The organism is Coleofasciculus sp. LEGE 07092 (assembly GCF_015207375.1).
Taxonomy (GTDB): domain Bacteria; phylum Cyanobacteriota; class Cyanobacteriia; order Cyanobacteriales; family Coleofasciculaceae; genus LEGE-07092.
Genome location: NZ_JADEWY010000100.1, coordinates 1 through 26462, shown reverse-complemented (window position 1 = coordinate 26462; position 26462 = coordinate 1). Strand labels below are relative to the sequence as shown.

Annotated in this window: 25 protein-coding genes; 14 read left to right on the top strand and 11 right to left on the bottom strand. The window is 46.4% G+C overall.

From position 1 onward, the window contains the following. Positions 1–230 precede the first annotated feature (230 nt). On the top strand, positions 231–1778 hold the full coding sequence (locus tag IQ257_RS21495) for an ammonium transporter (RefSeq protein WP_322744429.1): 1548 nt from the start codon (positions 231–233) through the stop codon (positions 1776–1778). A gap of 28 nt (positions 1779–1806) precedes the next feature. On the opposite strand, the gene IQ257_RS21490 is transcribed toward IQ257_RS21495, so the two are convergent. After that, positions 1807–2169, bottom strand: coding sequence for a GNAT family N-acetyltransferase (locus tag IQ257_RS21490; RefSeq protein WP_193876351.1), 363 nt, complete (start codon positions 2167–2169; stop codon positions 1807–1809). 67 nt (positions 2170–2236) lie between these two features. Here IQ257_RS21490 and IQ257_RS21485 point away from each other — a divergent pair, with 67 nt between their 5' ends. From IQ257_RS21485 to IQ257_RS21460, 6 genes are all read left to right on the top strand, one after another. Continuing rightward, positions 2237–3781, top strand: a complete 1545-nt coding sequence (locus IQ257_RS21485; RefSeq protein WP_193876349.1) for a DUF5691 domain-containing protein — start codon at positions 2237–2239, stop codon at positions 3779–3781. Between the two features lie 34 nt (positions 3782–3815). Continuing rightward, entirely contained in the window at positions 3816–4940 is a 1125-nt protein-coding gene (locus IQ257_RS21480) for an ATP-binding protein (protein WP_193876347.1), read from the top strand. Between the two features lie 72 nt (positions 4941–5012). Continuing rightward, positions 5013–5447: an FHA domain-containing protein gene (locus IQ257_RS21475; protein ID WP_193876345.1), complete on the top strand. Its 435-nt coding sequence runs from the start codon at positions 5013–5015 to the stop codon at positions 5445–5447. 31 nt (positions 5448–5478) lie between these two features. Continuing rightward, positions 5479–7755, top strand: a complete 2277-nt coding sequence (locus IQ257_RS21470; RefSeq protein WP_193876343.1) for a DUF5682 family protein — start codon at positions 5479–5481, stop codon at positions 7753–7755. A gap of 525 nt (positions 7756–8280) precedes the next feature. Next, complete coding sequence (locus tag IQ257_RS21465) at positions 8281–8664, top strand: response regulator transcription factor (protein WP_193876341.1); 384 nt, start codon at positions 8281–8283, stop codon at positions 8662–8664. Between the two features lie 119 nt (positions 8665–8783). Further along, positions 8784–9974: a VWA domain-containing protein gene (locus IQ257_RS21460; RefSeq protein ID WP_193876339.1), complete on the top strand. Its 1191-nt coding sequence runs from the start codon at positions 8784–8786 to the stop codon at positions 9972–9974. A 35-nt stretch (positions 9975–10009) separates the two neighbouring features. Here the strand turns inward: IQ257_RS21460 and IQ257_RS21455 are convergent, their stop codons facing one another. From IQ257_RS21455 to IQ257_RS21425, 7 genes are all read right to left on the bottom strand, one after another. Next, positions 10010–10279 (bottom strand): hypothetical protein, encoded by a 270-nt coding sequence (locus IQ257_RS21455; RefSeq protein WP_193876337.1) that lies wholly within the window; start codon positions 10277–10279, stop codon positions 10010–10012. A gap of 46 nt (positions 10280–10325) precedes the next feature. Further along, on the bottom strand, positions 10326–11270 hold the full coding sequence (locus IQ257_RS21450; protein ID WP_193876335.1) for a hypothetical protein: 945 nt from the start codon (positions 11268–11270) through the stop codon (positions 10326–10328). 302 nt (positions 11271–11572) lie between these two features. Then, a complete protein-coding gene (locus IQ257_RS21445) occupies positions 11573–12358 on the bottom strand; it encodes an RNA polymerase sigma factor SigF (protein WP_193876333.1) in 786 nt (261 codons plus the stop codon). 352 nt (positions 12359–12710) lie between these two features. Beyond that, a complete protein-coding gene (locus IQ257_RS21440) occupies positions 12711–13199 on the bottom strand; it encodes a DUF2996 domain-containing protein (protein ID WP_193876331.1) in 489 nt (162 codons plus the stop codon). Positions 13200–13429: 230 nt separating this feature from the next. Next, positions 13430–13687: a MoaD/ThiS family protein gene (locus IQ257_RS21435; protein WP_193876329.1), complete on the bottom strand. Its 258-nt coding sequence runs from the start codon at positions 13685–13687 to the stop codon at positions 13430–13432. Then, positions 13684–14121: a hypothetical protein gene (locus IQ257_RS21430; RefSeq protein WP_193876327.1), complete on the bottom strand. Its 438-nt coding sequence runs from the start codon at positions 14119–14121 to the stop codon at positions 13684–13686. The genes IQ257_RS21435 and IQ257_RS21430 overlap by 4 nt, the downstream gene beginning before the upstream one ends. A 141-nt stretch (positions 14122–14262) precedes the next feature. After that, positions 14263–14898 (bottom strand): GNAT family N-acetyltransferase, encoded by a 636-nt coding sequence (locus IQ257_RS21425; protein WP_193876325.1) that lies wholly within the window; start codon positions 14896–14898, stop codon positions 14263–14265. Between the two features lie 294 nt (positions 14899–15192). Here IQ257_RS21425 and IQ257_RS21420 point away from each other — a divergent pair, with 294 nt between their 5' ends. The 3 genes from IQ257_RS21420 to IQ257_RS21410 all read left to right on the top strand — a co-directional run bounded on the left by IQ257_RS21420 (position 15193) and on the right by IQ257_RS21410 (position 17131). Further along, a complete protein-coding gene (locus IQ257_RS21420) occupies positions 15193–15594 on the top strand; it encodes a peptide chain release factor 1 (protein WP_193876323.1) in 402 nt (133 codons plus the stop codon). A 128-nt stretch (positions 15595–15722) separates the two neighbouring features. Beyond that, a complete protein-coding gene (locus tag IQ257_RS21415) occupies positions 15723–15977 on the top strand; it encodes a winged helix-turn-helix domain-containing protein (RefSeq protein ID WP_193876321.1) in 255 nt (84 codons plus the stop codon). An 8-nt stretch (positions 15978–15985) separates the two neighbouring features. Continuing rightward, on the top strand, positions 15986–17131 hold the full coding sequence (locus IQ257_RS21410; RefSeq protein WP_193876318.1) for a DUF4351 domain-containing protein: 1146 nt from the start codon (positions 15986–15988) through the stop codon (positions 17129–17131). 66 nt (positions 17132–17197) lie between these two features. Here the strand turns inward: IQ257_RS21410 and IQ257_RS21405 are convergent, their stop codons facing one another. Next, complete coding sequence (locus tag IQ257_RS21405) at positions 17198–18796, bottom strand: DGQHR domain-containing protein (protein WP_193876316.1); 1599 nt, start codon at positions 18794–18796, stop codon at positions 17198–17200. A gap of 133 nt (positions 18797–18929) precedes the next feature. On the opposite strand from IQ257_RS21405, the gene dndB reads away from it, so the two are divergent. The 4 genes from dndB (at position 18930) to dndD (ending at position 25046) form a co-directional block, all read left to right on the top strand. After that, the gene (gene dndB / locus IQ257_RS21400; RefSeq protein ID WP_193876314.1) at positions 18930–20027 is read left to right on the top strand and encodes a DNA sulfur modification protein DndB; all 1098 of its coding nucleotides are present in this window, start codon (positions 18930–18932) and stop codon (positions 20025–20027) included. After that, complete coding sequence (locus IQ257_RS21395; RefSeq protein ID WP_193876312.1) at positions 20024–21058, top strand: HNH endonuclease; 1035 nt, start codon at positions 20024–20026, stop codon at positions 21056–21058. Before dndB ends, IQ257_RS21395 begins: the two co-directional genes overlap by 4 nt. Then, on the top strand, positions 21055–22680 hold the full coding sequence (gene dndC, locus IQ257_RS21390; RefSeq protein WP_193876310.1) for a DNA phosphorothioation system sulfurtransferase DndC: 1626 nt from the start codon (positions 21055–21057) through the stop codon (positions 22678–22680). The genes IQ257_RS21395 and dndC overlap by 4 nt, the downstream gene beginning before the upstream one ends. Positions 22681–23060: 380 nt before the next feature. Next, positions 23061–25046 carry a DNA sulfur modification protein DndD gene (gene dndD / locus IQ257_RS21385; RefSeq protein WP_193876308.1) on the top strand — a complete coding sequence of 662 codons (1986 nt, stop codon included), beginning with the start codon at positions 23061–23063 and terminating at the stop codon, positions 25044–25046. A 99-nt stretch (positions 25047–25145) separates the two neighbouring features. On the opposite strand, the gene IQ257_RS21380 is transcribed toward dndD, so the two are convergent. After that, complete coding sequence (locus IQ257_RS21380) at positions 25146–25322, bottom strand: DUF1328 domain-containing protein (RefSeq protein WP_193876306.1); 177 nt, start codon at positions 25320–25322, stop codon at positions 25146–25148. A 167-nt stretch (positions 25323–25489) separates the two neighbouring features. Next, a partial coding sequence (locus tag IQ257_RS21375; protein WP_193933201.1) for a WD40 repeat domain-containing protein occupies positions 25490–26462 on the bottom strand: 973 nt, incomplete at its 5' end.

The window sequence follows — 26462 nt, the reverse complement described above, 5'->3', positions numbered from 1 at the left end:
AAAGTCAATGTCCCTCACGAGCCTAGGGCTGTATTGAGTTCTGAAGGAAATTGCTGAGAGCTGAATCCCGTGTCCAAAATTACGTTTCAGAGTAGCGACTTAGTGTAGTATCAGTTGCGATCGCATAGGCAGACACTAAAAGCTTCAAAAATCTCTGGAGCTAGTTGAGTCTACCAAGAATATTAAGATAAAAGAGCATCAAGTCTCAAAAAACGAGGTTAGTTTGCCAGGTGTATAACTATAAAATCAAAACATTAAAGCGCCGAAAAAGCTGGCTTGCACCAAGTTGGCAAGCTTGCTTACCTTTAGCAATCCTAATTGTGCTGATTTGGGTTGGTGCTGTAGCAGCCCAAGAGCCAACCTCAAACGAATTAGAAGCCCTTAAGTGGGAACTTAAAGTAAGTCTGGACACCCTCTGGGTTGTGTTTGCTGGCTGTTTAGTGTTCTTTATGAATGCAGGCTTTGCCATGCTGGAAACAGGGTTTTGCCGTCAAAAGAACGCTGTCAGTATTTTGACCAAAAACCTGATTGTTTTTGCCCTATCTACTGTAGCTTTTTGGATTATAGGCTTTGGGTTGATGTTTGGATTTGGCGGTGACTGGGCTGACTTAAATGCCACTGACAATGGGTTCATGGGTTTTTACGGTTTCTTGGTGCAAGGAGCTGATAACAGCCCCGCTACAGGTGAAGACTACCGAGGCGTATTTCGTTCCTTGAATTGGGCAAGCGTACCGTTACAGGCTAAATTTTTCTTTCAGTTAGTCTTTGCAGGAACTGCTGCTACTATCGTTTCGGGAGCTGTAGCCGAGCGGATTAAGTTCGTTGCTTTTTTAGTTTTTAGCCTTTTGCTGGTGGGGATTTGTTACCCTATTGCCGGTCATTGGATTTGGGGCGGTGGTTGGCTATCCCAATTGGGATTCTGGGATTTTGCTGGTTCAACCTTAGTTCACTCTGTTGGGGGTTGGGCAGCTCTGGTTGGTGCGATACTCCTAAAACCGCGTCTTGGTAAATATCAAGAGGGTGAATCTTTGGCATTGCCCGGACACAATCTGGCTATTTCTACCCTAGGTTGCTTTATTCTGTGGTTGGGTTGGTTTGGTTTTAACCCAGGCTCAACGATGGCGGCTGAACCTAGAGCAATTACTCATATTCTTCTAACCACCAATATGGCGGCGGCTATGGGTGGAATTTCAGCTACCCTTACCTCCTGGTGGTACTTCAGCAAACCCGATCTTTCTGTGATTATCAATGGCATCCTGGCTGGTTTGGTAGCAATTACAGCATCCTGTAGATTTGTCAATATCGGCTCGGCGGCTGTAATTGGTTTAGTTGCAGGAGCGATTGTCATTTTTGCGGTGGACTTTTTCGATCGATTAAAAGTTGACGATCCGGTGGGTGCAATTTCTGTTCACCTGGTTTGTGGTATTTGGGGAACGATTGCCGTGGCACTGTTTGCTCTCGGTCCTGATGTCAATATCTCCTCGAGTTTCATCCTTTATGAAGACGGTCCTGCCAAGGGATTATTACTGGGTGGAAATATCGCGGGTTTGATTCAACTTTTAGTTCAACTGGTTGGGATTCTATCCGTTGGTATTTTCACGGTAGCATTTAGCTGGCTTACCTGGTTTTCAATGAAGGCGACAGTAGGTTTGAGAGTTTCAACGGAGTCAGAACTTAAAGGACTCGATATTACTGAACACGGGTTGCACGCTTACAGTGGGTTTTATGTCAGGCAGGATTTTAGCCAAGAAGCGAGCCGCAGTTTACCGAAAAACTAGTAAATTTAGCCGGAAGTGAAGCTACCATTTACCGAAAAATTGGGTCTAAAGCCTCCTTCTTCTCTAAACGCATCATCCAATCGCCAGAAGTTGAAACAAAGCCATGTCTCATGTACCAAGTTCGCAGGTTCTCAAAACCAAACGGACTACCTCGATCGAGTTCGAGAGCGATCGCTTTATCATTAAGTGTTTGGCAAAGACTCTCCAAAACTTTAGAACCATAACCTTTCCCCCGATGATCTGGCATCACGCTCAGGAAATGGATGTAATAGAAGCTTTCATCCCTAGAAACTGACGCCACTCCAATCAAAATATCTCCCTCGGAAAACTCATACCTCAGTTCCCCAGGAACCCCACACTTTCTGGCAAATATCTGAATTGTTAAATCCACGCTGCGCTTATTTTTACAATTCTCCTCTTCATCCATCTATCGTAGGAGAAGGTCAAAAAAATTACCCATGAACTGGTGGCAAGACACACTCACAACCGCCTTAGTAGGAACAGAGCGCAAACCCCTAAACCGAATTCCCTCTCACCAACTAGGGGCATCTGATCAACTTGGGCATCTCCTCTCCCAACTGAATTATACTGACCCGGAAGGGGCATTACTGAGTGCAGCAGCAGCTATTTCTCTTCATCAACGGGCAGGACAGCTACCTCTAATGAATAACCAACCCCTACCAGAACCCTGTCCACCTGATGAGCTACCCGTTTGTAGTCCCCGTGCTGCCCAACACCTGAAGTTGATAGTCATGGAAAAACAGGAACAACTTCTGTCAGAGTGGCTGACAGCAACAGCAACTACCGGACGACGCGCCCCCGAGTATTGCTTACCCCAACTCTTAGAGTTAGGACGTACCTGCCGCCAATTGCGTCCTGCTATCCTAGCCGTATTGGGCAGGCGGGGACGATGGCTGGCAGCCCAAAATCCAGAGTGGAATTATGTAGTTGGAGAAGATACTGAGAAAACTTGGACATCAGGTAGCTTAGAGGCACGGCAACTCTTACTGCAACAACTCCGCACCCAAAACCCCGCTGCTGCAAGGAAACGATTGGCAGCCATTTGGGAACAGGAGCAATCTGAGGAGCGGTTAGGGTTTCTAGAAACGTTTCAGATAGGCTTGAGTCTGGATGATGAACCCTTTCTGGAAGCAGCACTCGATAACCGACGGAAGGAGGTGCGACAGAAAGCCGCCCAGTTATTGGCTCAGTTGCCAGCGTCGCATCTGTGCCAACGGATGGCTGAACGAGTCCATGCTGCCATAACTCTCCAGCAAAAGCGCAATCGACTCCACGTTGATTTTACCCTCCCCGATACTAGTGATAGGGGAATGACTCAAGACGGTATTGACAGCAAACAGCCGCCCAATTTACTGGGGAAAAAATCTTGGCAGATTTTGCAACTCGTAGCCGCTACGCCGCTTTCTGTTTGGTCTGACATTCACGAGCAACCCCCTGCCGAATGGATACAAACTGCCAAGCGCAGTGAATGGGATCGCACTCTAGTCGAAGGCTGGGCGGTTGCTGCCCTACGACAGCAAAATCCTGACTGGGCAGAAGCGTTGCTTTCAACTTCTAGCAATTTTAATGACTATTTGGTTTCTCAAGATACCTTAATTCGGGGATTACTTGGCATTCTTTCCCCAGAACGCCGGAATGCTTTTTTGCTGGAACGCTTGCAATCTAGTCGTACCCCTCTTGATAGAACCCATCCAACATTTTACCTGCTCTATCATTGCTGTTATCCCTGGAATGCAGAACTGACTCGTGCTGTTATCGAGGGCGTGCAGGGTAATTTTACCAGTACGGTCAATTCCTACGAGTGGTTGCTGCGATCGCCTCTGAAACACTTCGCCTGTTATATGAACCTGTCTTTAGTTCCAGAAATATCGGCTAGCTTGACGGCTATCGCAGAAAATAAAACCCAATGGTCAGAGGTCATTGATGAATTTCTAGCATTCCTGAGTTTTCGTCAAGAAATGTTGCAAGCATTTGAAGCGTGAATTATGAATGATAAATTATGAAGTTGAATGAAATATGCCTCCTGCCAAATCTAAAACTAAAACCCAAAAAATCAAATCTCAAGCTTCTCTACTGCGCGAACACGCCGAACAGCAGTTTGCCGAAGAACTAGAGGAACTAGCAAAGGTTGATAAACGCCAGCGTCCATTGAGCTGGAACTTATCACCTTGGGCAGTAACCATTTACCTACTGGGAGGTAAACTAGAGAATGGGTTTGTGGTTTCACCGAAATATATAGGCGATCGCAGAATCATTGAAATTGCTGTTGCTACGCTCACCACAGACCGGGCTTTGCTGTTATTAGGAGTTCCGGGTACAGCTAAATCCTGGGTATCGGAACATTTAGCAGCGGCGATTTCCGGCGACTCTACCTTACTTATTCAAGGAACGGCAGGAACTAGTGAGGAAGCCATCCGCTACGGTTGGAACTATGCCCGCTTGCTGGCAGAGGGTCCTTCGATGAATGCCTTAGTTGCCAGCCCCTTGATGCGGGCAATGCAAGATGGGACAATTGCTCGTGTTGAAGAGTTGACTCGCATTCCCGCTGATGTTCAGGATACGCTGATTACGATTTTGTCGGAAAAGATGCTACCGATTCCAGAACTGGGGGATGAAGTGCAAGCCATAAAAGGCTTTAATGTCATTGCTACGGCAAACGACCGGGATAAGGGCGTAAATGAACTCTCCAGCGCTCTTAAACGCCGCTTCAATACCGTTGTCCTTCCCCTACCCAAAACTGTAGAGGAAGAGGTGGACATCGTGCAGCGTCGGGTAGAAAGCTTAGGGCGTACCTTGGAACTGCCTGCCGAACCTCCCGCCCTAGAAGAAGTGCGGCGCGTAGTCACGATTTTCCGGGAATTGCGTAGCGGTATTACCGAAGATGGCAAAACGAAGCTAAAGTCTCCCAGTAGTACTCTGAGTACGGCTGAAGCCATTTCAGTAGTTAATAGCGGTCTAGCGTTGGCAGGGCATTTCGGAGAGGGACGCCTAAGTGCTGAGGATATTGCTTCAGGAATCGTTGGGGCAGTTGTGAAAGACCCTGTGCAAGATAAACTGGTTTGGAAAGAGTATTTGGAAACTGTTGTTAAGGAACGAGACGGTTGGAAAGACCTGTATCGAGCGTGTCGAGAAGTAGGATAAAGGTATTAGAAATTGTTTCCAATGCGGCTAGCATCGTTAGCATTACAAAGGATGAATGACTAAAAACTTGAGATGCTCCCCATAGAACCTTCTTCAGACTCTCAAATCCCAGCGAATCTACCCCCAAATGACTCTGTAGGTACAGAGGCTTCACAATCCCCTCAGGGTCATGTACTGATTGTCCAAGATGATCGAGGACGGCATCGATTCGTTCTGGAAAGTGAAATGTACTCGATTGGCAGAGAAAAGGATTGCGATATCCGTCTCTACTCGCTATTTGTGTCACGCCACCACGCCACACTCATACGAGTTCATAATGAGGATGGCACGGATTCTTACCGGATTGTAGATGGCAACCTCAAAGGTCAGTTGAGTTCTAACGGTTTGTTGATTAATGGTCACAAACACCAAAGCTATGAGCTGGAAAATGAAGAAGAGGTTGTCTTTGCGCCTGGGGTGAAGGCAATTTACTACAAAGTTCGGCAGGAGGAAGAGATAGAAGAATAATCTACTCCTGGAAGGGTTTAAGTCACAGATCATGACGAGTCATATCTTCGGCATTCGACACCACGGACCCGGTTCGGCGCGATCGCTTCGTCAAGCCCTCAATACCCTGCAACCCGATGTCATTTTAGTAGAGGGACCTCCCGAGGCGGATAAGATGCTGCCGCTGCTGGTACACCCGCAGATGAAACCCCCTGTTGCCCTCCTGGTTTACGTTCCAGATCAACCCCAACGGTCTATTTATTATCCATTTGCCGTCTTTTCTCCAGAATGGCAGGCGATTCACTACGGGTTAACTCATCAGCTCCCGGTGCGTTTTATAGACTTGCCCCAGGCGCATCAATTGGTGGCAACGGATTTGGTAACGGATGTAATGGATGGCGATAACAGGGATGAGACTGTGCCCCTAACGCCTGATTCCCAAAACTTAGAAAATGAAATTCGGTTTGACCCGTTGGGGTGGTTAGGAAAAGCAGCGGGGTATAGTGATGGGGAACGCTGGTGGGAACAGTTAGTAGAGCAGCGTCAGGAGAGTACTGACCTATTTGCGGCGATTTTAGAGGCGATGACGGCGCTGCGTGTAGAGACGTTGCCAGGAACCTCTCAACAATCTGAAAACCCCATCGAAGCGCAACGGGAAGCGTATATGCGCAAAACAATACGAGTTGCCCAGAAAGAAGGGTTTCAGCGAATTGCAGTAGTTTGTGGGGCGTGGCACGCTCCGGCACTAACACAGATGCCCCCGGCAAAGGAGGATGAGGCGCTTCTCAAAGGACTCCCGAAAACGAAGGTGGAAGTAACTTGGGTGCCTTGGACTTACGGACTGCTGTCTTTTAGAAGTGGTTACGGCGCTGGAGTAGAATCGCCGGGTTGGTACGATCACCTGTGGACGGTAATGCAAGGGAGCTGCGGAGCTTCACAATCGGACGTGGCGATTCGTTGGATGGTAAAAGTGGCGCAGTTATTGCGACAGCAGGATTTAGAGGCATCCTCTGCTCATTTAATTGAAGCCATACGATTGGCGGAATCCCTAGCCGCGTTGCGCGATCGCCCTCTTCCGGGTTTGCCGGAACTCAAAGAAGCAACCCAAACTGTATTGTGCTTTGGCAGCGATTTACCCATGGGTTTAATTCACGACAAACTAATTGTCGGAGAACGCATGGGAAAAGTACCCGATGAAACGCCGATGGTGCCTTTGCAGCATGACTTGCAGCGGCAGCAGAAACGGCTGCGAATGCCAGCAGCGGCGACGGAAAAAATCTATGAACTGGACTTGCGCAAAGAAAATGACTTGGCGCGATCGCACTTACTCCATCGCCTTGATTTCTTGGGCATTCAGTGGGGAGTTTCTCAACAAACCAGAGGTAAAGGCACCTTTAAAGAAGGGTGGCGGGTGCAGTGGCAACCTGAATTTGCGGTCAAACTCATTGAAGCGGGAATTTGGGGCAACACAATTCTAGATGCCGCCACTGCTTTGGCTGGTGATGCCGCCCAAAAAGCGTCAGAATTACCTGTACTGACCCATCTATTAGACCGAGTGCTGCTAGCTGACTTACCGAATGTTGTCAGTAACTTGATGAGCCGCTTGCAAACGGAGACAGCAATTGCTAGCGATGTCGCGCAATTAATGGAAGCTCTGCCACCCTTAGCACGAGTAGCACGTTATGGTAACGTCCGCCAGACAGATACTTGTATAATTAGTCATGTAGTAGATGGCTTGGTCGCACGAATTTGTATCGGATTACCGGGGGCTTGTTCGTCCCTAGATGAGGATGCGGCGGCTCAAATGTACGAGGGCATCGCTCACGTTAATCGGGCTCTATCGTTATTGCAAAACGAAGACTACAAGATTTCCTGGCAGCAGGTGTTAATTCAACTTGCTGATCGGCAGGGACTTCACGGTTTATTAATCGGTTATAGCTGTCGGTTATTACTAGATGCTGGAGTGTTTGAGCTAGAAGAAGCGGCTCGACGGATGGGATTAGCTCTCTCGACAGCTAGCGAACCTCCCCAGGCGGCTGCCTGGGTGGAAGGGTTTTTAAAAGGCAGTGGACTGTTGTTACTGCATGATCAGCAACTGTGGGAAGTCTTGGATAGTTGGGTAACTCAGCTCAATGACGATACGTTCATCGCTTTATTTCCCTTGCTACGTCGCACCTTCTCAACATTTTCTGTAGCTGAACGCCGTCAGATGGGGGAACGAGTCCGGCGGGGTGATATTCATTCCCCTACTTCAGTCGGTGCTGATGGATTCGATGAGTCTAAAGCGGATACCGTGTTGCCCCTGGTTCGGCAATTATTGGGTGTCTAACTAGCTTACATCTGCATAAGGGGAGGCTGACTAGATATATAAAGCTGCACATTTAGCATTATCATGACAGGGATAGTGAATCGTTGTTACAATATCCTAATCTTCTAAAATAAAAATTTTCTTCTGATTATCATTCTCAAGAGCGGCTCGTTCTTCCTGATTCATTTTTTAGGGTCACTAAACCGCCACTTGTAGTATCCCAATCAGCCATTTTGCGGATTTATACCCTTAACGGAAAATGTTAGGATTTATTAAAACTAGAGAAATTTTCTTGAGTGTTCTGTATTTTGCTAGGAAATGAGTTGCCGTTTCAAATTAAAACCAATATCTTGACTTATGGGGGCTTTTGTTCAAAAAGAAGCAACCTATAAAATGTTATAGAACTTAACGATTTACTGTAACACAAATTTAGCATTAAAGCTATTTAAAGGTTAAGTTTCATGCATTGAAGTAAAGCCAACATCAGGAAGTATAGACTATAGTAATTTAAAAAAATAATAGGAAAGCTAGAGAGGAAAAGTTGTTATGAGTACAGTGCTGATAGTAGAAGACGATCTTACGCAGCGACAGCTACTCTCTATGGTTATCAAAAAGCTTGGCTTGAGCGTAATTATTGCTGTGGACGGTATTGAAGCTCTTGAGAAAGTGGAGCAGTATTCTCCTGAACTGATAATTCTGGACATTATCATGCCTCGAATGAACGGCTACGAAGTCTGTCGCCGCCTCAGAGCAGATGTCAAAACTGAGAACCTACCCGTGGTGATGTGTTCGGCAAAAAAAGAAGAATTTGATCGCTACTGGGGTATGAAGCAAGGTGCTGATGCTTACTTGAGTAAGCCTTGTCGTCCCCAAGAGGTGGTTGAGACGGTTCAGAAGTTGTTAAATAGAGATCGTCAGGCAGTTGGTTAAGGAGTCACCTCTGCTCTCCAAAACGCAGTATATGCACTAAAGCTTAAAGGTGAAAATTTTGTGAAAAGCCATAAAGAATGGTGTAATTTATAGGCTGTAACCGTTCGCTTCAAAGCACCATGACTCAACCCTCACCAGAACGCCTACGCCGTTGGCGACTTCTTCTAGGAGGCGGAGAAGCTGATGGTATTTGTCAGGGGGGTGGCGAGGGAGATGGGGATAAAAATTTGATCCTGAACGGCACCGACCAAGCCATGGACGACGCCCTTAGCGCCCTTTACGACTCAAATCCCAGGGGCGGACTGGGCAGTTCTTCCCCTAAAGTTGCCCGTTGGCTGGGGGACATCCGCACCTATTTTCCCACATCAGTCGTGCGAGTAATGCAGAAAGATGCCCTAGAACGGCTCAATCTGCAACAAATGTTATTAGAACCCGAACTATTAGAAGCCGTTGAACCGGACGTTCATTTAGTTGCCAACCTGCTATCTTTAAGCAGCATTATGCCCAGCCAGACGAAAGAAACGGCTCGAATGGTTGTACGCCGCGTGGTTGAGGAGTTGCAACGTCAACTGGCAAACCCCACCCGCCAAGCAGTGATGGGAAGCCTCAATCGTGCCATCCGCAACCGCCGTCCCCGCCACAACGAAATCGACTGGAACCGCACCATCCGCGCCAACCTTAAGCATTACCAACCCAAATACCGTACAATTATCCCCGAAACACGCATTGGCTACGGACGTAAGCGCAGTTCTCTGCGGGACATTATCCTCTGCATTGACCAAAGTGGCTCCATGGCAACGTCTGTCGTGTATGCTGGGATTTTTGGGGCGGTATTGGCATCTCTGAATGCCATAAAAACTTATATCGTAGCGTTTGATACCTCAGTTGTAGATTTGACTGACACAGCACAAGACCCTGTGGATTTGCTATTCGGCACCCAACTGGGAGGGGGAACCGATATTAATCGCGCTCTAACTTACTGTCAGGGGCTAGTAGGTCGCCCCCAAGAAACTATTTTAGTTTTGATTAGTGATTTGTATGAAGGGGGCAACCGTCAGGAAATGCTTAAACGAGTGGCAGAATTGGTAGGGTCAGGGATACAATTTATTACCCTATTAGCCCTGAATGACGAAGGTGCCTCAGTATACGATCGCTCTATTGCTGAGAAATTAGCAGGATTGGGAATTCCAGCGATGGCTTGCACCCCCGCCCAGTTTCCTGACTTAATGGCAGCCGCAATTAACCGTCACGATATTGGGCAATGGGCAGCAGCACGGGGAATTGTGACGACGCGCACTGAAGGGCGATAACTTTGAGCCGATTGCTGTTGGCACGCTCACTCCTGTTATTTGAGTTGTGAGCGATCGCCTTGGTGAATTTGATAATGAGCTAAAATTTGCTGGACTCGCTCTCGACTGACTACATCACAAGCGTCTGCATAGTCAATCCACAAGCCACCCACTTGGCTTTGATAGTAGTCGAACTGCTGAGAGGCTTGTGGAATCAAACCAGCATCTACCCCGTCAACTTGGCGAAGATGGGCAACCACCTCGCGGTAAACTGCCAAGGATAATCCAGGACAGGCAAGTTGAGATTTTAGCTGTTGGTTTTCCACCGTTTATCTGCTTTCGATGTTATGTTGACGCTCTTTGTATTTTGTACTAAGTCGTTGTCTTAAGTGGTGGTGGGGCTATCCGAAATGCAGTCGGTGAAGCAGGTTGTCCCGCAGTTCCAGCCGGCTGTTCCCCAACTCGTCTGGCAATCTCAATACCGTATTGTTCTAGAACGACTACGGGAGTAGGACCTCGATTCACTTCAATTCGCTTAACGAGTACCTGCCCATTCGATAACCGTTGTCCTGCTTGGACGTAACGACTAGGTTCGTTCGGTTCTTTTATAATTGCCCGAGGCACGTTACCTACCTGAACCACACCTTTGATTTCAATCTGCTGTGCCAGTTCAGGTTCTGGCAGTTTTGGCAATTCAGGAATGAACTCAGGAGGAGGAGGAACGGCAACTCCACCACTGGGAGAGCTACCTGTATTAGGTTTAGCAGCAGCACTACCACCACCACTAGTGCTACCACCACTGGGACGATTGCTACCACTTGGACTGCTGGGTTTTTTCTGGGGAACCACATTTGTTCGACCAGCTTGAGGAGTTTTGGTTCCTCCTCCTGTTGCTCTCCCTCCTGTTGCTCCCCCTTGAGATCCGCCTGCATTCGGCTTAGAAAGTGGCGGAAGCTGAGAAACTTTAGGTACAGGTCTGGTGTTTCCTCCAGCCTGTGGGTTGGGTGATACAGTGACTTCAGGTTGCACTGGAATTACCGCAAAGGGATCGCTTCGCCCTTTCGGAGCTTGTTTGAATCGGACTTCGGGTGGAAGAGTTTGCACTAAATCCGCTGCTGCTGGAGGATTGGGTTGAGGGCTGACATCGGGGTTGGCAAACGCCGTTGCCTGTGGTGAAGCCGTTGGATTTGCTGGAGAGGCAGCAGGTGTTGGACTTGAGGGAACTTCGCTGACTTCTTCGCCCTCATTCCCTCCCTGACATCCCCCAAAAAACAGTGCTAGTAAGGTGATTAACCCAATTAGTGGAGCTTGACGCATGACCAGTACCCCAATGTTTATTTCCTAATAGTAATTCATAACAAAAATAGCAGAATTAAATCTCAGCAGAGATTAATCTGTTTAGCTATCCGCTTGCTGCCAAGACACTACTTTCAACGTGGCAGGGAATTGCTTATTGGTAATTACCAATCGCCGATTACCCATTGCCCTAAGTGTTCTACTTTAAGGGGGTAGCCCTTATTTCTGTAACTCTATTATAGCTAAATGATTACAGGCGCTTGATCAGCGGATTAGCGATCGCTTGCAATCTGTAGAATAGTTTTTATTTAGACGCCTACCATTCAACGTTCCCCACCGCCCATCAGAGTTTTCAGCGACTCTAGACCTTTTTTGACGCGACGGGACACGGTTACAACACTGATATTTAAAAGTTCGGCAACCTCTTTCTGGGTCAAATCGTGCAAAAACACGAATTCCAACACGTCACGAGTCCGCTTTTCCAGGTGAACCAACCCTTGTTGGAGGCGAATTTGGTCTTCTTGTGCCAACTGGAAACTCCGATATCGCGGATCAGGCACCAGATCGCCTAAGCTGGTCATACCTTCCTCAGCATCACCTACGGGGGTATCCAGGCTCAGAGGCTCTCGATTTTGACGGGCTAGCTTAACTTCCTGCCATTCGCCTAGGGAAATATCTAAAGCCGTTGCCACCTCCACTTCTGTCGGCTGCCGATTCAGTTTCTCTCGCAATTCTTGAATCACTCTCCCAGACTGCTGTTGTACTGCCAGCCAACGCCGAGGCATTCGTACTGAACAACCTCTATCTCGCAAATAGTGCTGAATTTCACCGCGAATGTAAGGGATGGCAAAAGAACTAAATGCACTTCCCTTGGTCGGATCAAACCGCTCGACAGCCCGAATCAAACCGATACAGCCTACCTGTAGTAAATCTTCATAGCTTTCCGTACACTGGTTAACCCAGTGATGGGCTTCTTTTCTAACCAGTCCGAAATTTAGATGCACTAGGCGATTGCGAATTTCCGCAGACTCAGACTGTTGATACTCTTGCAACAATCGTAAGCTCTCAAGCTTCAGATCTTGTTCGCGGGTAACAGAAGAGGTAGGCATAGGTTTCAGCACCATTCATTTAAGAGGTAGAGAACGAAAATATAATTTAGTTTTATCCCATCCCTGAACCCCCACTTGTGTCTCCCGTAAAAATTGCCAGTGGAGAGACTTCAGGAATTATTCGTTCATGGGATAATAGCACGGACTCATGCCGCTGCAACTTAGCCCAGAATACAAATGAGCTAAACTATTGACATTTTTAGACAATTATGCTGTCAAACAGCTAAGACACCCTGACGTTACACATCCCACAATTTTAGTGCAGGACTGGAATTTTTTACATCGGTATACAAAGAAGTTAATGAATGAAGGAGTTCAGCAATTTTGAACTCCTTGTGCAAATGTTGAGTGTCTAATTTCTCACCAGCCACTTCTGAGCGTTGAGTCGCTGGATGGTATAAAAAACCATCAGGTCTAGAGTCACCTTGCGTTCGTCAATCATGAAAGACTCAAGGGTACTAGGTTTGCCACCACTGGTAACGCAGGAAAACACTTTTTGCTTACTAATGTCTTCATCGGGGAAGTAGACATTGAACTGGCGCTGACCGTTTTTCCAGCTACCCATCACTTGCCAGCAGTCATCCGTGTTACTCAAACCCGGAATGGGAATTTTCTGCTTGGCAAAGCTTACCTCCATATCTTCGACACCCTGCCCAGCAAAGGCAGTCTTCAATGCTGGCAAGTACTCTTGTTCAATAAATTCGTTGAAGGGCTTGTCTTCAGGGGCGGGAGGCTTCTCTTTTTTAGCTTTTGCTGGCTTATCGGCTGACTTGGCAGCTTTAGGCTTTTCAGGTTTAGCGTCTTCGGCGTTGGACTTGGGCTTTTTTTCTTCTTCTGCCATAGCTGAAGTGAATCCTTCTCTCAAGGTTAGAACAATTAATTTCTTTTGAGGGTATGTTGGTTTATCTGTACTTACATCTTGACAGAAAAAGCGCCCCGAATCGTCTGCTGTTTCACCAAAAGAGGACACCGAAACTCTTGAAGTGTTACTCCACTTTACCCGCTCCCTAGCTCCCTAGCTCCCCTACACCCCCTTGAATAGGCTCGAAAACCTTCTGTGGGTTTGAGAGATTAGCCGCCACTAACAGGTGGTATCAAGACTACTTCATCTTTATCTTGTAAAATTGTATTGGGTTCGGCAAACTGGTGATTGATGCCGAAGCGGGTAAGATTGCGCCACGGTTTTAGTTCTGGATACTCGGCAATCAAGTCATCAAGTACGACTGATACAGGTACAGGGGTTTTGGCAGGAAATTTTCGTTGGAGCTCTGGGACGCCGCAAGCGTCTTGATAAGCGGCGAAAAGCTTGATGGTAACAGTAATTGTCATGCTGGAGCCGTATGGCGTACCTTCTGAACAGTATGGGGCAGGACGCCCACCAAAAGCGCGAAGGCTTCGTCTGGTAATTGGACAATTGTTTCAGTGTCAAAGAAACCTTCAAACTGCTCTAAAATCTTTTGGGCACGTTTTAACGGGTCTGGGTTATCTGTAATTTGTTTGGTCAATCGCACCCACTGCCGCCGAATTAGATACGCCCGTTGTCGTTCATCGGCTGATTCCGGCGAGAGTAACGAAAGATTTCCCACGGGTAAAACTTCCAGACTATCAAGGTCGAAAGAACCTCCCACAGCAGAACCTGGTCCTGCAAATTCAGCGTGGTAGCGCTTGTAGAGGATTAAGCCATTTCGACGCCGAGGATTAACAACCAGTAGTTGTCGATCATGTAACTGTTGGAGGATTTGACCTGCCTGTGAATCATACATTTGAGCTCTGCGGGGTTTTGGGCTTTTTAGGGGATAGAATCGGATCGCACTTAAGAGATTCTAATAGGGCAATAACTTCGCTAAATTGTTAAGAAATAATGAAAAATGAACGAAGTTTGTTAAAGAAACTGTACCGCAAAATTAAGGAGTGGAGGTTAGGGGCTTGTGCAAAAACAGGCGTTTGGGACGTGGCAGTAACCAGACACTGCAATTCGGCTCGATCTGACGCAGTTTATAGCCCATCTTAAGATAGAGTTGCCGTGCCTGGTAGTTGTCTTCTAACACGTGGAGGTAGATATCGGCAAATCCCCATTCTAAGGATTTGCGTTCGCACTCAAGCAGCAATTGCTGCGCTATTCCCTGTCGCCGACAAGATTTCTTAACTGCCAGGTTAGAGATGTAAGGATAGCGGCGATTGGGGAATTGCCAAGATGGGGAAGAGCGTAGGGCAACTTCTACGGTGCCTGTTAGCTTTTCGACGGGATGAGCAACTCCAGAAGTGGCTGTTACCGCCACAAAACAAGTGTAATGGGGTGAACTGCCACGAAGTCGATTTCGCAAATCTTCATAAATTCCCAGCCGCAAAATGGGATGAACCCAGCGCAGAAAACCTTTTCGAGGGTGAAAACTGTCCGCCAAAATTTTTGCCAAGGCAGTCAGATCCAGATCTTGAGCTGTACGGATGGTAATGTGGGATGCACCGACAGCAAAAGCATCTTGATTGGTAGAAGTTACAGAGTAGGGCGTCACGCCAGAGAAGCAGGGGTTCACAGTCACAAAAACATTTGATAAAAAAACAATAGAAACCGCTCGATGCCAACAACCTAACAGAGCAAAAACTGATATCAAGCCAATATCATCTTGAGAAAATTCTATCTCTTTCGTTGCCAGAATCTTTTCGGCTACTGCACCCTTTGTCTCCCATGCACCCGCAATCTACCATACATCTCCAGTACTCAGAGCTACCGTAGGGGTAAGATTAGCCTCCCTCGTTATACAAGTAGAGAGAGCGATCGCTACTCGAGCTAAAATCAAGGCAACCTCCTAGCCACTTGCAACGTAACAACTCCCATGTATCGCTTAAAATATCTCCCTTGGCGATCGCTACTTCAAGTTGCCGGTCTGACTATTGCGATCGCGATTTTCCTGGAAATTTTACTCTGGTGGGGGTTTGTGCAATCTGCCGCAGGCAAAAGAATGCTAGCGTTTCTGCTTTCACCCCCACTGGGTATGATAATGATCTTAGCGGCAGCCGTAGGTGTAGGGGTTCTAGCCGTCTACTTGCTAGAACGCTTTTATAAAAGTGTATTCATCAATTCTGGCAGCTTGTGGGCATTAGTTCCTTGTTTGGCTCTTGCTGTCTTTTTGAAATCCCTATTACCTTTACCCAATCTTTTGGTGAATTTAAGCTATCCTCAGTTGATTGGTATCGTGGTTGGAGTGTTTTGGAAGGGGCGTCCCCACTGGCGATAGTTCATCGGCATCCCATTCAAGCTACCTTGGGTAGGGGTAATGTCAGTAGAGCAAAAACTTTTGATAGAGAAAGGGCGTAGAGTTTAGGTAAAAAATAAAACAGAGATTGTATTCTTGTCAAGGGATTTATGGAAAAACGAACCGTTGCTCAAGCGGTGATTGAGGTATTGCAAGCCGCTAAGGAGCCAATGACTATTTCGGATATCACTCAAGCTATTCTCGATCAGAACTTGTATACCTTCAATGCGAAGGAGCCAAGCGGAATTGTTCGTGGCGCAATTGAGAGGCGGTGTGAGGGATTGAATCGCAAGGACTCGATTAAGCCTAAATATTTCAAGAAACTGTCAGAGGGAAAGTATGGTCTGATAGAAGTTGAGGGTTAATCTAGCAAATGATTGACCACGATCGCTTGTTCAAGGAATTACTCTCGACATTTTTCAGTGAGTTTATCGAGCTATTTTTACCCGATGTTGCTAATTATCTTGAAAGAGAATCGATTTCTTTTTTAAATCAGGAAATTTTCACGGATATCACCTCTGGAGAGCGTCGGGAAGTCGATTTGTTGGCACAAGTACGGTTTCGGGGACAAGATACTTGCTTTTTAATTCATGTTGAAAATCAATCCTATTCCCAATCCGGATTTGAACGGCGGATGTTCCATTACTTTGCTCGTTTAGATGAGAAGTATCGCTTGCCGATTTATCCGGTTGTACTCTTTTCTTTTGATACTCCCCAACGCCTAGAGCTTAATCGCTATCAAGTTGAGTTTCCTGACCGCAAGGTGTTAGATTTCACTTATGTGGCGATTCAGCTTAATCATCTGAGTTGGCGAGATTTTCTTTCTTCACCCAATCCTGTCGCGGCAGCGTTGATGGCGAAGATGAAGATTCAGCCAGAGGATAGACCCAAGGTGAAGGCGGAATGTTTGCGCTTGCTGGCTACGTTACGTTTAGACCCAGCAAGAATGCAGTTAATTTCGGGGTTTGTTGATACTTACTTGCGGTTGAATGAAGCTGAAGAAGTTGCCTTTGAAGCTGAAGTGGATAGAATGGGGTTATCTAAGGAGGAAGAGGCGCGAGTTATGGAGATTGTTACCAGTTGGATGGAGAAGGGAATTGAACAAGGGTTACAGCAAGGAATCCAACAAGGAATCCAACAAGGAATTCAGCAAGTACACAAACGAGAAATTCAAGTAGTTTTGGGGTTGTTGAAGCGTCGTTTGGGGACTATTTCACCAACCTTTGAAAGGGATATTCGCACTTTATCACTGGTAGAAATTGAGATCTTGAATGAGGCAATCTTAGATTTTGAAAGTGAGACGGATTTAGGAAGTTGGTTGTATCAAAGGGGACTACGAATGGGAATAGAAAGGAGGGTATTGAGTCAAATCAATCGCCGTTTTGGGTCTGTTTCTCTCGATTTAGAAAAGCAGATTCGCACTTTACCCATTGAACAGGTGGAAGAGTTGTCAGAGCGGTTGTCTGATTTTGAAGAAGCAGAGGCGATGATGAATTGGTTGAATGAGATTAGCGGTTAATAACCTTGAGGGAAGAGGCGAGAACCCGGATTTCTCTAAAGATTCACACGGCTTTATTCCTCCTTTTTACAACACTGGTGGTAGTCCCACCTCCCTCGGTGTCACGAATTCGCCATCAAATCCCACAGCTTTCCCTTCAATGGTTCTTACTTCTGCCAACTCTCGGCGCAGTTCGGCACGCTCGAAATCGTCTTTGATGCCTGCGATGATGTAGACGAGCAATCTGGCGGCTAAATCTCGTCCCGAAACCAAAATTCGCTTTTTATTCGGGTCGTACAGGACACCGTACCACAGCGATTGGGGCGTTTCTATGTGGCTGAATCCTCCGGTGGTGTCGTATTTGCGGAGTTTTTTGAAAATGCGATCGCGCGACAATCCCCGTTTAAATACTAAAAGTCCCAGTGCTTGGGCAAAAGCAACTTGCCCAACGGGACGGAAGAGGATATTACCTTCGCCGCCGTTTTTTTCAAAGCTAAATCGCCGCATTTGGGGGGTTTCTGTCCGGTTCTCCAATTTTTTATAGCTGGGGAGGCTAGCTAAATAATCGAAGAGTCGTGCAAATTCTTCAATTCCGGCTTCGAGTTCCTCATCTTCCGGGCGCATGGGAATTAAACCTTTCTTCTCTGACGGTTTCCAGTGGGGGAATTTGTGTTCTAAATACCGTTGGGACATTTCATTAAGCGCTTGGAGGGTAGTTAGGACGGTTGATTTGGTGGCGACGGTGGCGCTGTCCCAATTGACACGGGGATTGCGTCCCTCGACTTCTTTAAATAGGGGATGACTGGCGGCAATTTGTCTGGCGACGATGGAAAATCCGTCGTTTTCGTTGAGGAGGGCGAGTTGTCCCTTACTCAGCCTTAAGGCCATCAGGTTGACGTGGACGAAGATGGAACGGACGCGCCGCTTTGCTTCTTCGCGGGTTTCTCCCTGGATAACGGCGGGGATAAATTCAATACCGATTTTCTCGTGGGCGAGGCTTTGCAGGTAGGCGGGGTCTAGTTGATATTCGTCGATTAGGTCGTCGATGGTGATGGGGTCGCCTATTGGTTTTTTGAATTTGTTGTAACGCTGGAGTGTGCCTGTTTTGAGCAGGGTCATCAGTCCTCGAACGCCCATTAGTCGGTGTTGTCCGTCTAGGGCGAAAATGGAAACGGTTTCTGAGACATCTAACAGTCCGATTGTTTCGTTTCGGTCTAAGGAGAGAAAATTGGCGGCAGATTGGGTGGCGCGTCCGCTTTCGTCCCACTCTGGCGCTTGGGGATTGTCTACCCAAGCGGGACTTTGTACTACTAAGACGGCGGGGAATTTGTGGAATTTTCGGGCGGCGAGGTATTGAGTTAGGGGCGCTTGGCGCGACCAGTCGAGGGGACGTTGCAGGATTTCGTCGATGGTTTCTTCGTCCCGGATGACGTTATCGGTTTGGGGGTCGAATTTTTGCCGGAATAGGGGGAGTTGGGAGGCGAAGCGAACGCGACTGTCTAGCCATTCTAAGGTGACGGAACCGATAAAGGCTTCGGTTGCGCCCATTTGGGTTTTTTGGACGAGGAGGCGATCGCTTTTTGTCAGGTGGCGTTCTAAAAGGAGGGCTAGCGCCTGTTGTTCCTGGTTGTCTCTCTCCAGGATTTGGCTGGCGATGTCAGCCTGGGGGCGATCGTCGCTGTTCATAGGGTTTATAAGGGTTGAAATGGTTTTTAAAAATTATCAATTAGAGATTTTGATGTCAATTTAGTTTTTAAAAACTTTTTGACGTGTCATACTGACCTTAGACTACCAGGAATTGAAATTCCTGCAATTAAAAATGGTTACTCCTTCCTTCGAGTACGTTTTGCCCGTTATCCGAGGGATTCAGGCGGGGCGCGAGTACTATGTTTCGATGTGTCCTTTGCGGTTTATCCCCAAGTTGTTTGCCTCCAATCAGCAAGAGGTTCCACCGCAGATGAGGGCGGCGCGATCGCTTAATCGTCATCGGGTTGCTGAGATTGCCCGTTACATTCTCGATCGCCCTAAAGATTATGTATTTTCGGCAATTACAGCTTCGATTGATGCGGATATCACCTTTGAATCCATAGGGACGGAGGCGGAGTCGCGGAAAATTGGACGGTTGCGGGTGCCAATGGATGCGCGGTTTACGATTAATGATGGGGAACACCGGAGGGCGGCGTTTGAATTGGCACTTTCCGAGAATCCGGCGTTGGGGTATGAGACGATCGCACTGATTTTGTATTGGGATATTGGGTTAAGTTGCTCTCAACAGATGTTTGCGGATTTAAACCGCTATGGGATGCGTCCCGATCCAGCGCTGACGATTCTTTATGATCATCGGGATGAGATGGCTATCTTGACGAGGGGGGTGATGAAGGAGGTTGAGGTGTTTCGGGTACTGACGGATGGGGAACGCAGTACGTTGCCTGTGCGATCGCATAAGTTATTCACACTCAGCAGCCTCTATAATGCTAATTTTGCGCTTTTGGCGGATTGTCGGGGTGTTGAATTGGAGCAGCAGATTGAATTGGCTTGCTGTTATTGGAATGCGGTTAGTAGCTATATCCCCGATTGGGAGATGGTTTTACATAAAAAAGTAGCTGCAAGCGAGATGCGTCGGGATTATGTGCATTGTCATGCGATCGCGCTTGCAGGATTGGGTAGAGTGGGGGCAAGTCTCATCTCGCTTTACCCGGATAGCTGGGGGGAACATCTGGCGGGACTAGCGCGAATTGATTGGTCGCGTTTTAATCCAGATTGGCAAGGGCGAATTATGGCTAAAGGGGGGATTTCTCAGTCTCAAATTAGTGTGAGTCGGATGACGGCTTACATTAAGGGGTTTTTGAGTTTGCCGCTTACAGTGGAAGAGGAAGGGTTGGAGAATGCCCTTGTTGGAGTAGGGGGGGAGAAGTGAGTACAGAACAAGAGCCAGAGAATCAGCGAGACTTAGCATACTATCGTCAGTGTTTTAGGGAGCTTAATGTAAATAGAACTGAAAGGGGAGAGGCTCCCTACCAACCGATATTGCTTTTATCTGTAATCGATCTAATTGCAGAAGGTTTAATTCAAGCTAATCATATTCATATTACCGAAGAATTACGAACTACATTCAATAAATATAGAAACATTTTAAGTCCTGATCGGAGTTTTGATAGTAGTTTGTCAATGCCATTTTTTCACTTGCAAAATGAAGAACATCAATTTTGGCATCTTGACTACAAAGCCGAATATTATCGTGATATTTCATCGAATAAAAAAGTAATCACTGAAAAAATAAGAAAATCAATCAAGCAACTTAAAAATTATGTAAACCATGCTTATATAGACCAAGAACTCTTTAATTTGTTGCAGGACGGCGATTCAAGGAAGGAATTAGTTGATACTCTTGTAGCAAAATGGTTTACATCAAATGAAGATATAGGCGAAGATAAAACAGAATATCTTTTAAAAGCTAATAAATCTTTCCAAACTTCTATAGAAGAAGAAATAAAAAAATTAAAGAAATCTGATAGGCTATCTCAAAAATTCTATTTTAAGAAGTCCGCAGCTAGAGAGGCAGTTTTCGGTAAAGCTGTTGTGGGAATTTATGATTATAAATGTGCTTTCTGTAGATTAAAAGTGAGTAATTCCCTGAATCAAAACATTGTAGACGGCGCACATATCGAACCATTTGCAATATCATTTAATAATGAAATCACTAATGGAATATCATTCTGTAAAAATCATCATTGGGCTTTTGACAAAGGCTGGTTTAGCATAACTGATAATTACAAAATCATTGTTGCTCCTGACTTGCAAGAGGAATCGCCCCATACGCGAAAAATGCAAGAGTTTCATGGCGAAGATATCCTCCTGCCGGATGCAAAAAAATACGCTCCAGACAAATATTATCCAAGCCATCACTCACTCAGATGGCACCGTAAAAAATGGAGGTTTCAGGCATGACAGAAATGCAAATTCCCCTATTTCCACCGCGCACAGTTGAAGAGTTGGTGGAAGATATAGAAAAGCTAACTGAAGAAATACAAGAATTATATTGTCAAGACGATATCCCAATAGCCATTGGCTGGAGTGGGGGGAAAGATAGCACATGTATACTACAACTTGTATGGAATGCGATCGCAGCTCTGCCACCAGAAAAGCGAACAAAAAAAATCTATGTAATTACAAATGATACGCTTGTAGAAAATCCTATAGTCTCTGCCTGGGTTCGTAACTCTTTAAATCGAATGAAAGTTGCTGCCCAAGAACAAGGAATGCCAATAGAAACTCATCTCACTTATCCGGTAGTTCAAGATACATTTTGGGTATGTTTGATAGGTAAAGGTTATCCAGCACCTAGAAATCGATTCAGATGGTGTACTGAACGCTTGAAGATTAAACCTGCTGACTCTTTCATTCGTGAAGTGATCAGAACTAACGGTGAGGTAATTCTTGTTCTAGGTACTCGCAAGGCTGAAAGTATTAAACGCGCTGCAACAATGGCTAAATATAGACAGGGACGAGTGCGTGAGCGCCTGAACCCTAATCCTAGCCGTCCTAACTCACTAATTTACGTACCTATAGAAGATTGGCGAACTGATGAAGTTTGGCTTTATTTGATGCAGTGGCAGAATCCTTGGGGAAATAGCAACAAAGATTTATTCACCATGTATCGAGGTGCAACAGCAGATAATGAATGTCCCTTAGTCATTGATACTTCTACTCCTAGCTGTGGCAGTTCTCGCTTTGGCTGCTGGGTTTGTACGATGGTTGATCAGGATAAATCGATGGAGGCAATGATCCAAAATGATGAAGAGAAAGAATGGATGCAGCCTCTTTTAGATATCCGCAATGATTTAGATGTTGACGACGATCGCGACAAGAGAGACTTCCGCCGCATCTATGGTAAAGTCGAACTTTTTGAGCGTAGTGTTGACGGAGAAACCTCCGTTGAACCCATTCCCGGACCCTATACTAAATACTGGCGAGAACATTGGTTAAGACGAGTATTACAAGCACAAACCCAAGTTCGTCGCACCGCACCCCCAGAAATGCGCGATATCACCCTAATTACTGAGGAAGAACTGAGTGAAATTCGCCGCATTTGGCTAGAAGAAAAGCATGAATTTGACGACAGCTTACCCCGCATTTACGAAGAAGTCACAGGCGAACCCTTCCAAGATTCGCGTCCCAGTGCAGAAAAGAAACTGCTAGGCAGCGATGAGTGGACGGTATTAAACGAAATCTGTGAAGACGAAATGCACCTAGAACTCATGGCGAGACTGCTAGACACAGAACGCCAATATCACGCCAAATCTCGGCGCGGCATCTACGACAGCATAGAGAAATGCTTTGCCAGCAGTTCTCGTTCTAAGGAAGAAGCGATTGAAAATGCCCACTATCAAAGAAACTTGAAAAATAGTGTCAAAGCGCTAAAAGATGATAGGGCAGAAATGCACGAAGTTAGACAACAGTTTGAGCAAAGTGATAGCGATCAAGCAACCCAGCTTAATTTAAATTGGGCAAGCATCAAATTCTCATCTCCAAAGTTAGACGATATCAACGTCGATGATGAAGACGGTTAGTAAGCCACCAGTCAACCATCAGTCAACCGCCAGTCAACCAACCAGTCAACCGCCAGTCAACCAACCAGTCAACAGCCAGGGAATTAATTCCCTGGCGGATTGACTAGCGGATTAACGTCAGCCTTAATTAATTGGATTGAAAATAAACTGTAAGGGTACGGCAATGCCGTACCCCTACCTAAAAAAAATAAATTTAACCCGTAATAATAAGTTTTAAGGATGGGCAATTTGGGGCAAAATCAAATAAAGTATTTATAAGCTATTTATATACTTTATAACATTAAAAATATAAATATTCTCCTTAAAATATCTATTAATTTAAAAAAAGCCATATAATTTAAAAGTCCATATTATTCAAAATAGCTACCTCTTCTTTAAAAGTGATATTTCTTGAACTCGTCCTGCAAAACTTCGGTCCATACCTCGGCAAACAAATTATCAATCTCCGTCCAGAAATTGATGAAGCTACTCGCCCCATTATTCTATTTGGTGGCATGAATGGCGGCGGCAAAACAACCCTGATGGATGCCATTCGCCTCGCCCTCTATGGTTCTCGCGCTCAATGTTCCACACGCGGCAATTTAAGCTATCTCGACTTTCTGACTCAATGTGTCAACCGCAATACGCCACCCACAGAAAAAGCCCGAATTGAACTAGCCTTTGAAGTCATCCAAGACGATAGACCGACTACCTTAAGAGTCGTTAGATATTGGACACCAGACCCCAAAGATGGCAAAGACACATTAGGTGTCCTGCTCGATGAAGAGTGGCCCGATAAAGCCCTCGCCAATACCTGGGATGAGTATATCGAAAATTTACTACCACTAGGAATTTCCAACCTATTTCTCTTCGACGGTGAACAAGTCAAAGAACTTGCCGAACTCGAAACTCCACCTCCCCTTGTCGTTGGAGCCATTCAATCCTTATTAGGTTTAGAATTGGCAGAACGCTTATCAACTGATTTAGATATTCTAGTCAGCCGTAAGCGCAGGGAAATCGCCAGTGCAGAAGACCTTGCAACCCTAGAAGAAATTGAACAAAAACTGCATCAACAAAAAGACGAATTAGACGCTGCAACCCAAGAATTAGCTGCTCTTAATGCCGAATTAAAACGTGCAGAAGAACAACAGCGTTTAGCCCAGGAAAAATTTATCTATGAAGGCGGTAAAATTGCTAGCGATCGCAACTTACTCCAAAGCCAATACAAAGACCTAACCGCACAGGCAGACGAAGCGCGTCAAGCACTCAGAGACTTAGCGGCGAGTTCCTTGCCACTAACCTTAATTTTACCCCTCCTAACTCAAGCTCAATCCCAAGCCGAAACAGAAAGCCGTATTACTCAGCGACAGATGGCACAGGATGTCTTAAAAGAGCGCGACCAGCGCCTATTGGAGTATATTAGCCAATTAAAATTAAACGCAAAGCACCTGGAAAAAATTAAAACCTTCCTAGATGGAGAAAATCAAGAACTTGAACAAGAAATTGCCGCAAACGAGAAACCCTGGTTACTTGCCGATAGCGAGGCTATAACTCAACTCGATAATCTCCTAAAACATGACCTAAAATACAACCAATATAAAGCCAATAAAAAACAGGAAAAGCTCAAAGAAGTTGAAACCGAAATCGACTTCTTAGACCGACAAATTGCGACGGCTGCCTCACCCGAAGCTTACGAACACTTGAAAAATGCGGTTAAAGAGGCACAAAATGAAGTCGCCAAAGCTAAAGCCGCCCATGAAACCGTCAATCGGCACTGTGAGGAATTAAAACGTATAATCGCAAAAATCAAAAAAGAATTAGAAGACTATGCTGAGGACAACATTAAACTGAGAAATAATCAGCATATCATCACCTCTGCCGCCAAAGTCCAAGCTACACTCAAAGTCTTTAAAGAGCGATTAACCCTCAAAAAACTGAATAAGTTAGAAATAGAAGTAACCGAGTGTTTCCGCTATCTCCTGCACAAATCTGACTTAGTGCATCGGGTGGCTATTGATACGAATACCTTTAGCCTTTCCCTGTACGACCTCTCCGGACAACTCGTTCCCAAACATCGCATCTCAGCAGGGGAAAAACAGCTACTTGCGATCGCCTTTCTCTGGGGACTCGCCCGCGTATCCGGACGCCACCTCCCCGTTGCAATCGATACACCTCTAGGACGCCTAGACTCCTCTCACCGAACGAACTTAATTGATCGCTACTTCCCTGCTGCCAGTCATCAAGTGATACTGCTTTCTACCGATACCGAAATCGGCAAAACTGAAGTAGAACGGTTGAGAGAGTTAGATGCGATCGCACGGGAGTATCTCTTGCAATACGACCCCGCCAAGCGCCAAACCAGTGCCGAGTTGGGTTACTTTTGGTAAGTGTTGCCATTTGTTTCATCCACCAATCCTCCCCACCCAAACTAACCCTCTCCGGTGGGGTTCAACTTAGAAACGCGAAATCTTACTCAATCCCAACGCTCAAGCAGCGACTATGCCAAGGGCAAGCAATACGAAAATTGCCACCGCAATAAACAAAAATATTCCGAACAGCCATCGCGCAATAGTCGCCGCCCCCCGCGCTACGCCTGTAAATCCCATTGCACCCGCAATAACAGCAACGATCAGGGCAATTACTGCCCACCATAATAGATTCATGATCTATTCTCCCTATCTTGCCAGACACGATAGCGCCGATGAGATTATCCCGCCTCTGACATAAGGGATAGCCCAAAAGGAAGACGACTTAATCTAGATGCCGATTTGATATGAAACCTTTACCAAGAACAAAGGACACCCATTAACTTTAACCCGTGCCAACCGACTCACACCGACTGCCAAACCTTAATTTTGCGATCGCTCCCCCCACTCACCAACATATCCCCATCCCGACTAAACACAAGGGCGCGAACCGCTTGAGAATGTCCCACCAACTTCCCTAACCGTTTGCCACTCTGGGCATTCCACAACTCAATCATCGTGCCGCTAGCACTCGCCAGAATCTCCCCATCCGGGCTAAACGCCAAAGCCACAACACCATTCGAGTGAGGAGAAAAGGCACGCAACCGCTTACCACTATTCGGATTCCACAATTCAATTGCCCTGCTGCTACCACACGCCAGCATTTCACCGTCGGGACTAAACACCAACGAAGCAATACCACTCGACTGACTCGGCAACCGACTCATCCGTCTACCGATGTGAGGGTTCCAAAGCTCCAGACTACCATTCAAACTAGCGATCGCACAGATATGACCATCCGGATGAAACGCAACCAACCGCACACCGTCAGAACTTCCCCCTAAACTGCGCAATAGCTTACCCGTCCGCACAGCCCAAACTTTAATATCCCTCTCACCGATACTCACCAACATTTGACCGTTCGGACTAAACGCAATATCCCGCACTCGATCCGAACGAGTGATTAAAGTGTTAACAACGTCACCGCTATCGAGGGACCACAGCTTAATAGTCTGATCATAACTACCACTCGCTAACCGTTGTCCATCAGGACTAATCCCAATACCAGTAATACGATGGGTATGCCCACTGAGCGTGTGTTGAAGTCTGCCAGTAGGCAGCACCCACACCTTAATCGTTGTGTCATCACTACCACTCGCTAACCGTTGTCCATCAGAACTAATCGCCATTGCCCGAACTGCCCCCCTATGCCCGGAGAGGGTACGGTACAACTTCACCTTTTCCCAAGGATTCGGTGAGAACGGTTTCGACAGGAAGTTAGCAATTAAACCCAGAAGAGGCTTAGATTTCTGGGCATCAGGCGATCGCGTTTTAGAC

Excerpts from the sequence above, each read along its gene's own strand:
- IQ257_RS21485 (WP_193876349.1), top strand. The coding sequence starts at position 2,237 with ATGAACTGGTGGCAAGACACACTCACAACCGCCTTAGTAGGAACAGAG.
- IQ257_RS21480 (WP_193876347.1), top strand. The coding sequence starts at position 3,816 with ATGCCTCCTGCCAAATCTAAAACTAAAACCCAAAAAATCAAATCTCAA.
- IQ257_RS21475 (WP_193876345.1), top strand. The coding sequence starts at position 5,013 with ATGCTCCCCATAGAACCTTCTTCAGACTCTCAAATCCCAGCGAATCTA.
- IQ257_RS21470 (WP_193876343.1), top strand. The coding sequence starts at position 5,479 with ATGACGAGTCATATCTTCGGCATTCGACACCACGGACCCGGTTCGGCG.
- IQ257_RS21465 (WP_193876341.1), top strand. The coding sequence starts at position 8,281 with ATGAGTACAGTGCTGATAGTAGAAGACGATCTTACGCAGCGACAGCTA.
- IQ257_RS21460 (WP_193876339.1), top strand. The coding sequence starts at position 8,784 with ATGACTCAACCCTCACCAGAACGCCTACGCCGTTGGCGACTTCTTCTA.
- IQ257_RS21450 (WP_193876335.1), bottom strand. The coding sequence starts at position 11,270 with ATGCGTCAAGCTCCACTAATTGGGTTAATCACCTTACTAGCACTGTTT.
- IQ257_RS21445 (WP_193876333.1), bottom strand. The coding sequence starts at position 12,358 with ATGCCTACCTCTTCTGTTACCCGCGAACAAGATCTGAAGCTTGAGAGC.
- IQ257_RS21440 (WP_193876331.1), bottom strand. The coding sequence starts at position 13,199 with ATGGCAGAAGAAGAAAAAAAGCCCAAGTCCAACGCCGAAGACGCTAAA.
- IQ257_RS21435 (WP_193876329.1), bottom strand. The coding sequence starts at position 13,687 with ATGACAATTACTGTTACCATCAAGCTTTTCGCCGCTTATCAAGACGCT.
- IQ257_RS21430 (WP_193876327.1), bottom strand. The coding sequence starts at position 14,121 with ATGTATGATTCACAGGCAGGTCAAATCCTCCAACAGTTACATGATCGA.
- IQ257_RS21420 (WP_193876323.1), top strand. The coding sequence starts at position 15,193 with ATGTATCGCTTAAAATATCTCCCTTGGCGATCGCTACTTCAAGTTGCC.
- IQ257_RS21415 (WP_193876321.1), top strand. The coding sequence starts at position 15,723 with ATGGAAAAACGAACCGTTGCTCAAGCGGTGATTGAGGTATTGCAAGCC.
- IQ257_RS21410 (WP_193876318.1), top strand. The coding sequence starts at position 15,986 with ATGATTGACCACGATCGCTTGTTCAAGGAATTACTCTCGACATTTTTC.
- IQ257_RS21405 (WP_193876316.1), bottom strand. The coding sequence starts at position 18,796 with ATGAACAGCGACGATCGCCCCCAGGCTGACATCGCCAGCCAAATCCTG.
- dndB (WP_193876314.1), top strand. The coding sequence starts at position 18,930 with ATGGTTACTCCTTCCTTCGAGTACGTTTTGCCCGTTATCCGAGGGATT.
- dndC (WP_193876310.1), top strand. The coding sequence starts at position 21,055 with ATGACAGAAATGCAAATTCCCCTATTTCCACCGCGCACAGTTGAAGAG.
- IQ257_RS21380 (WP_193876306.1), bottom strand. The coding sequence starts at position 25,322 with ATGAATCTATTATGGTGGGCAGTAATTGCCCTGATCGTTGCTGTTATT.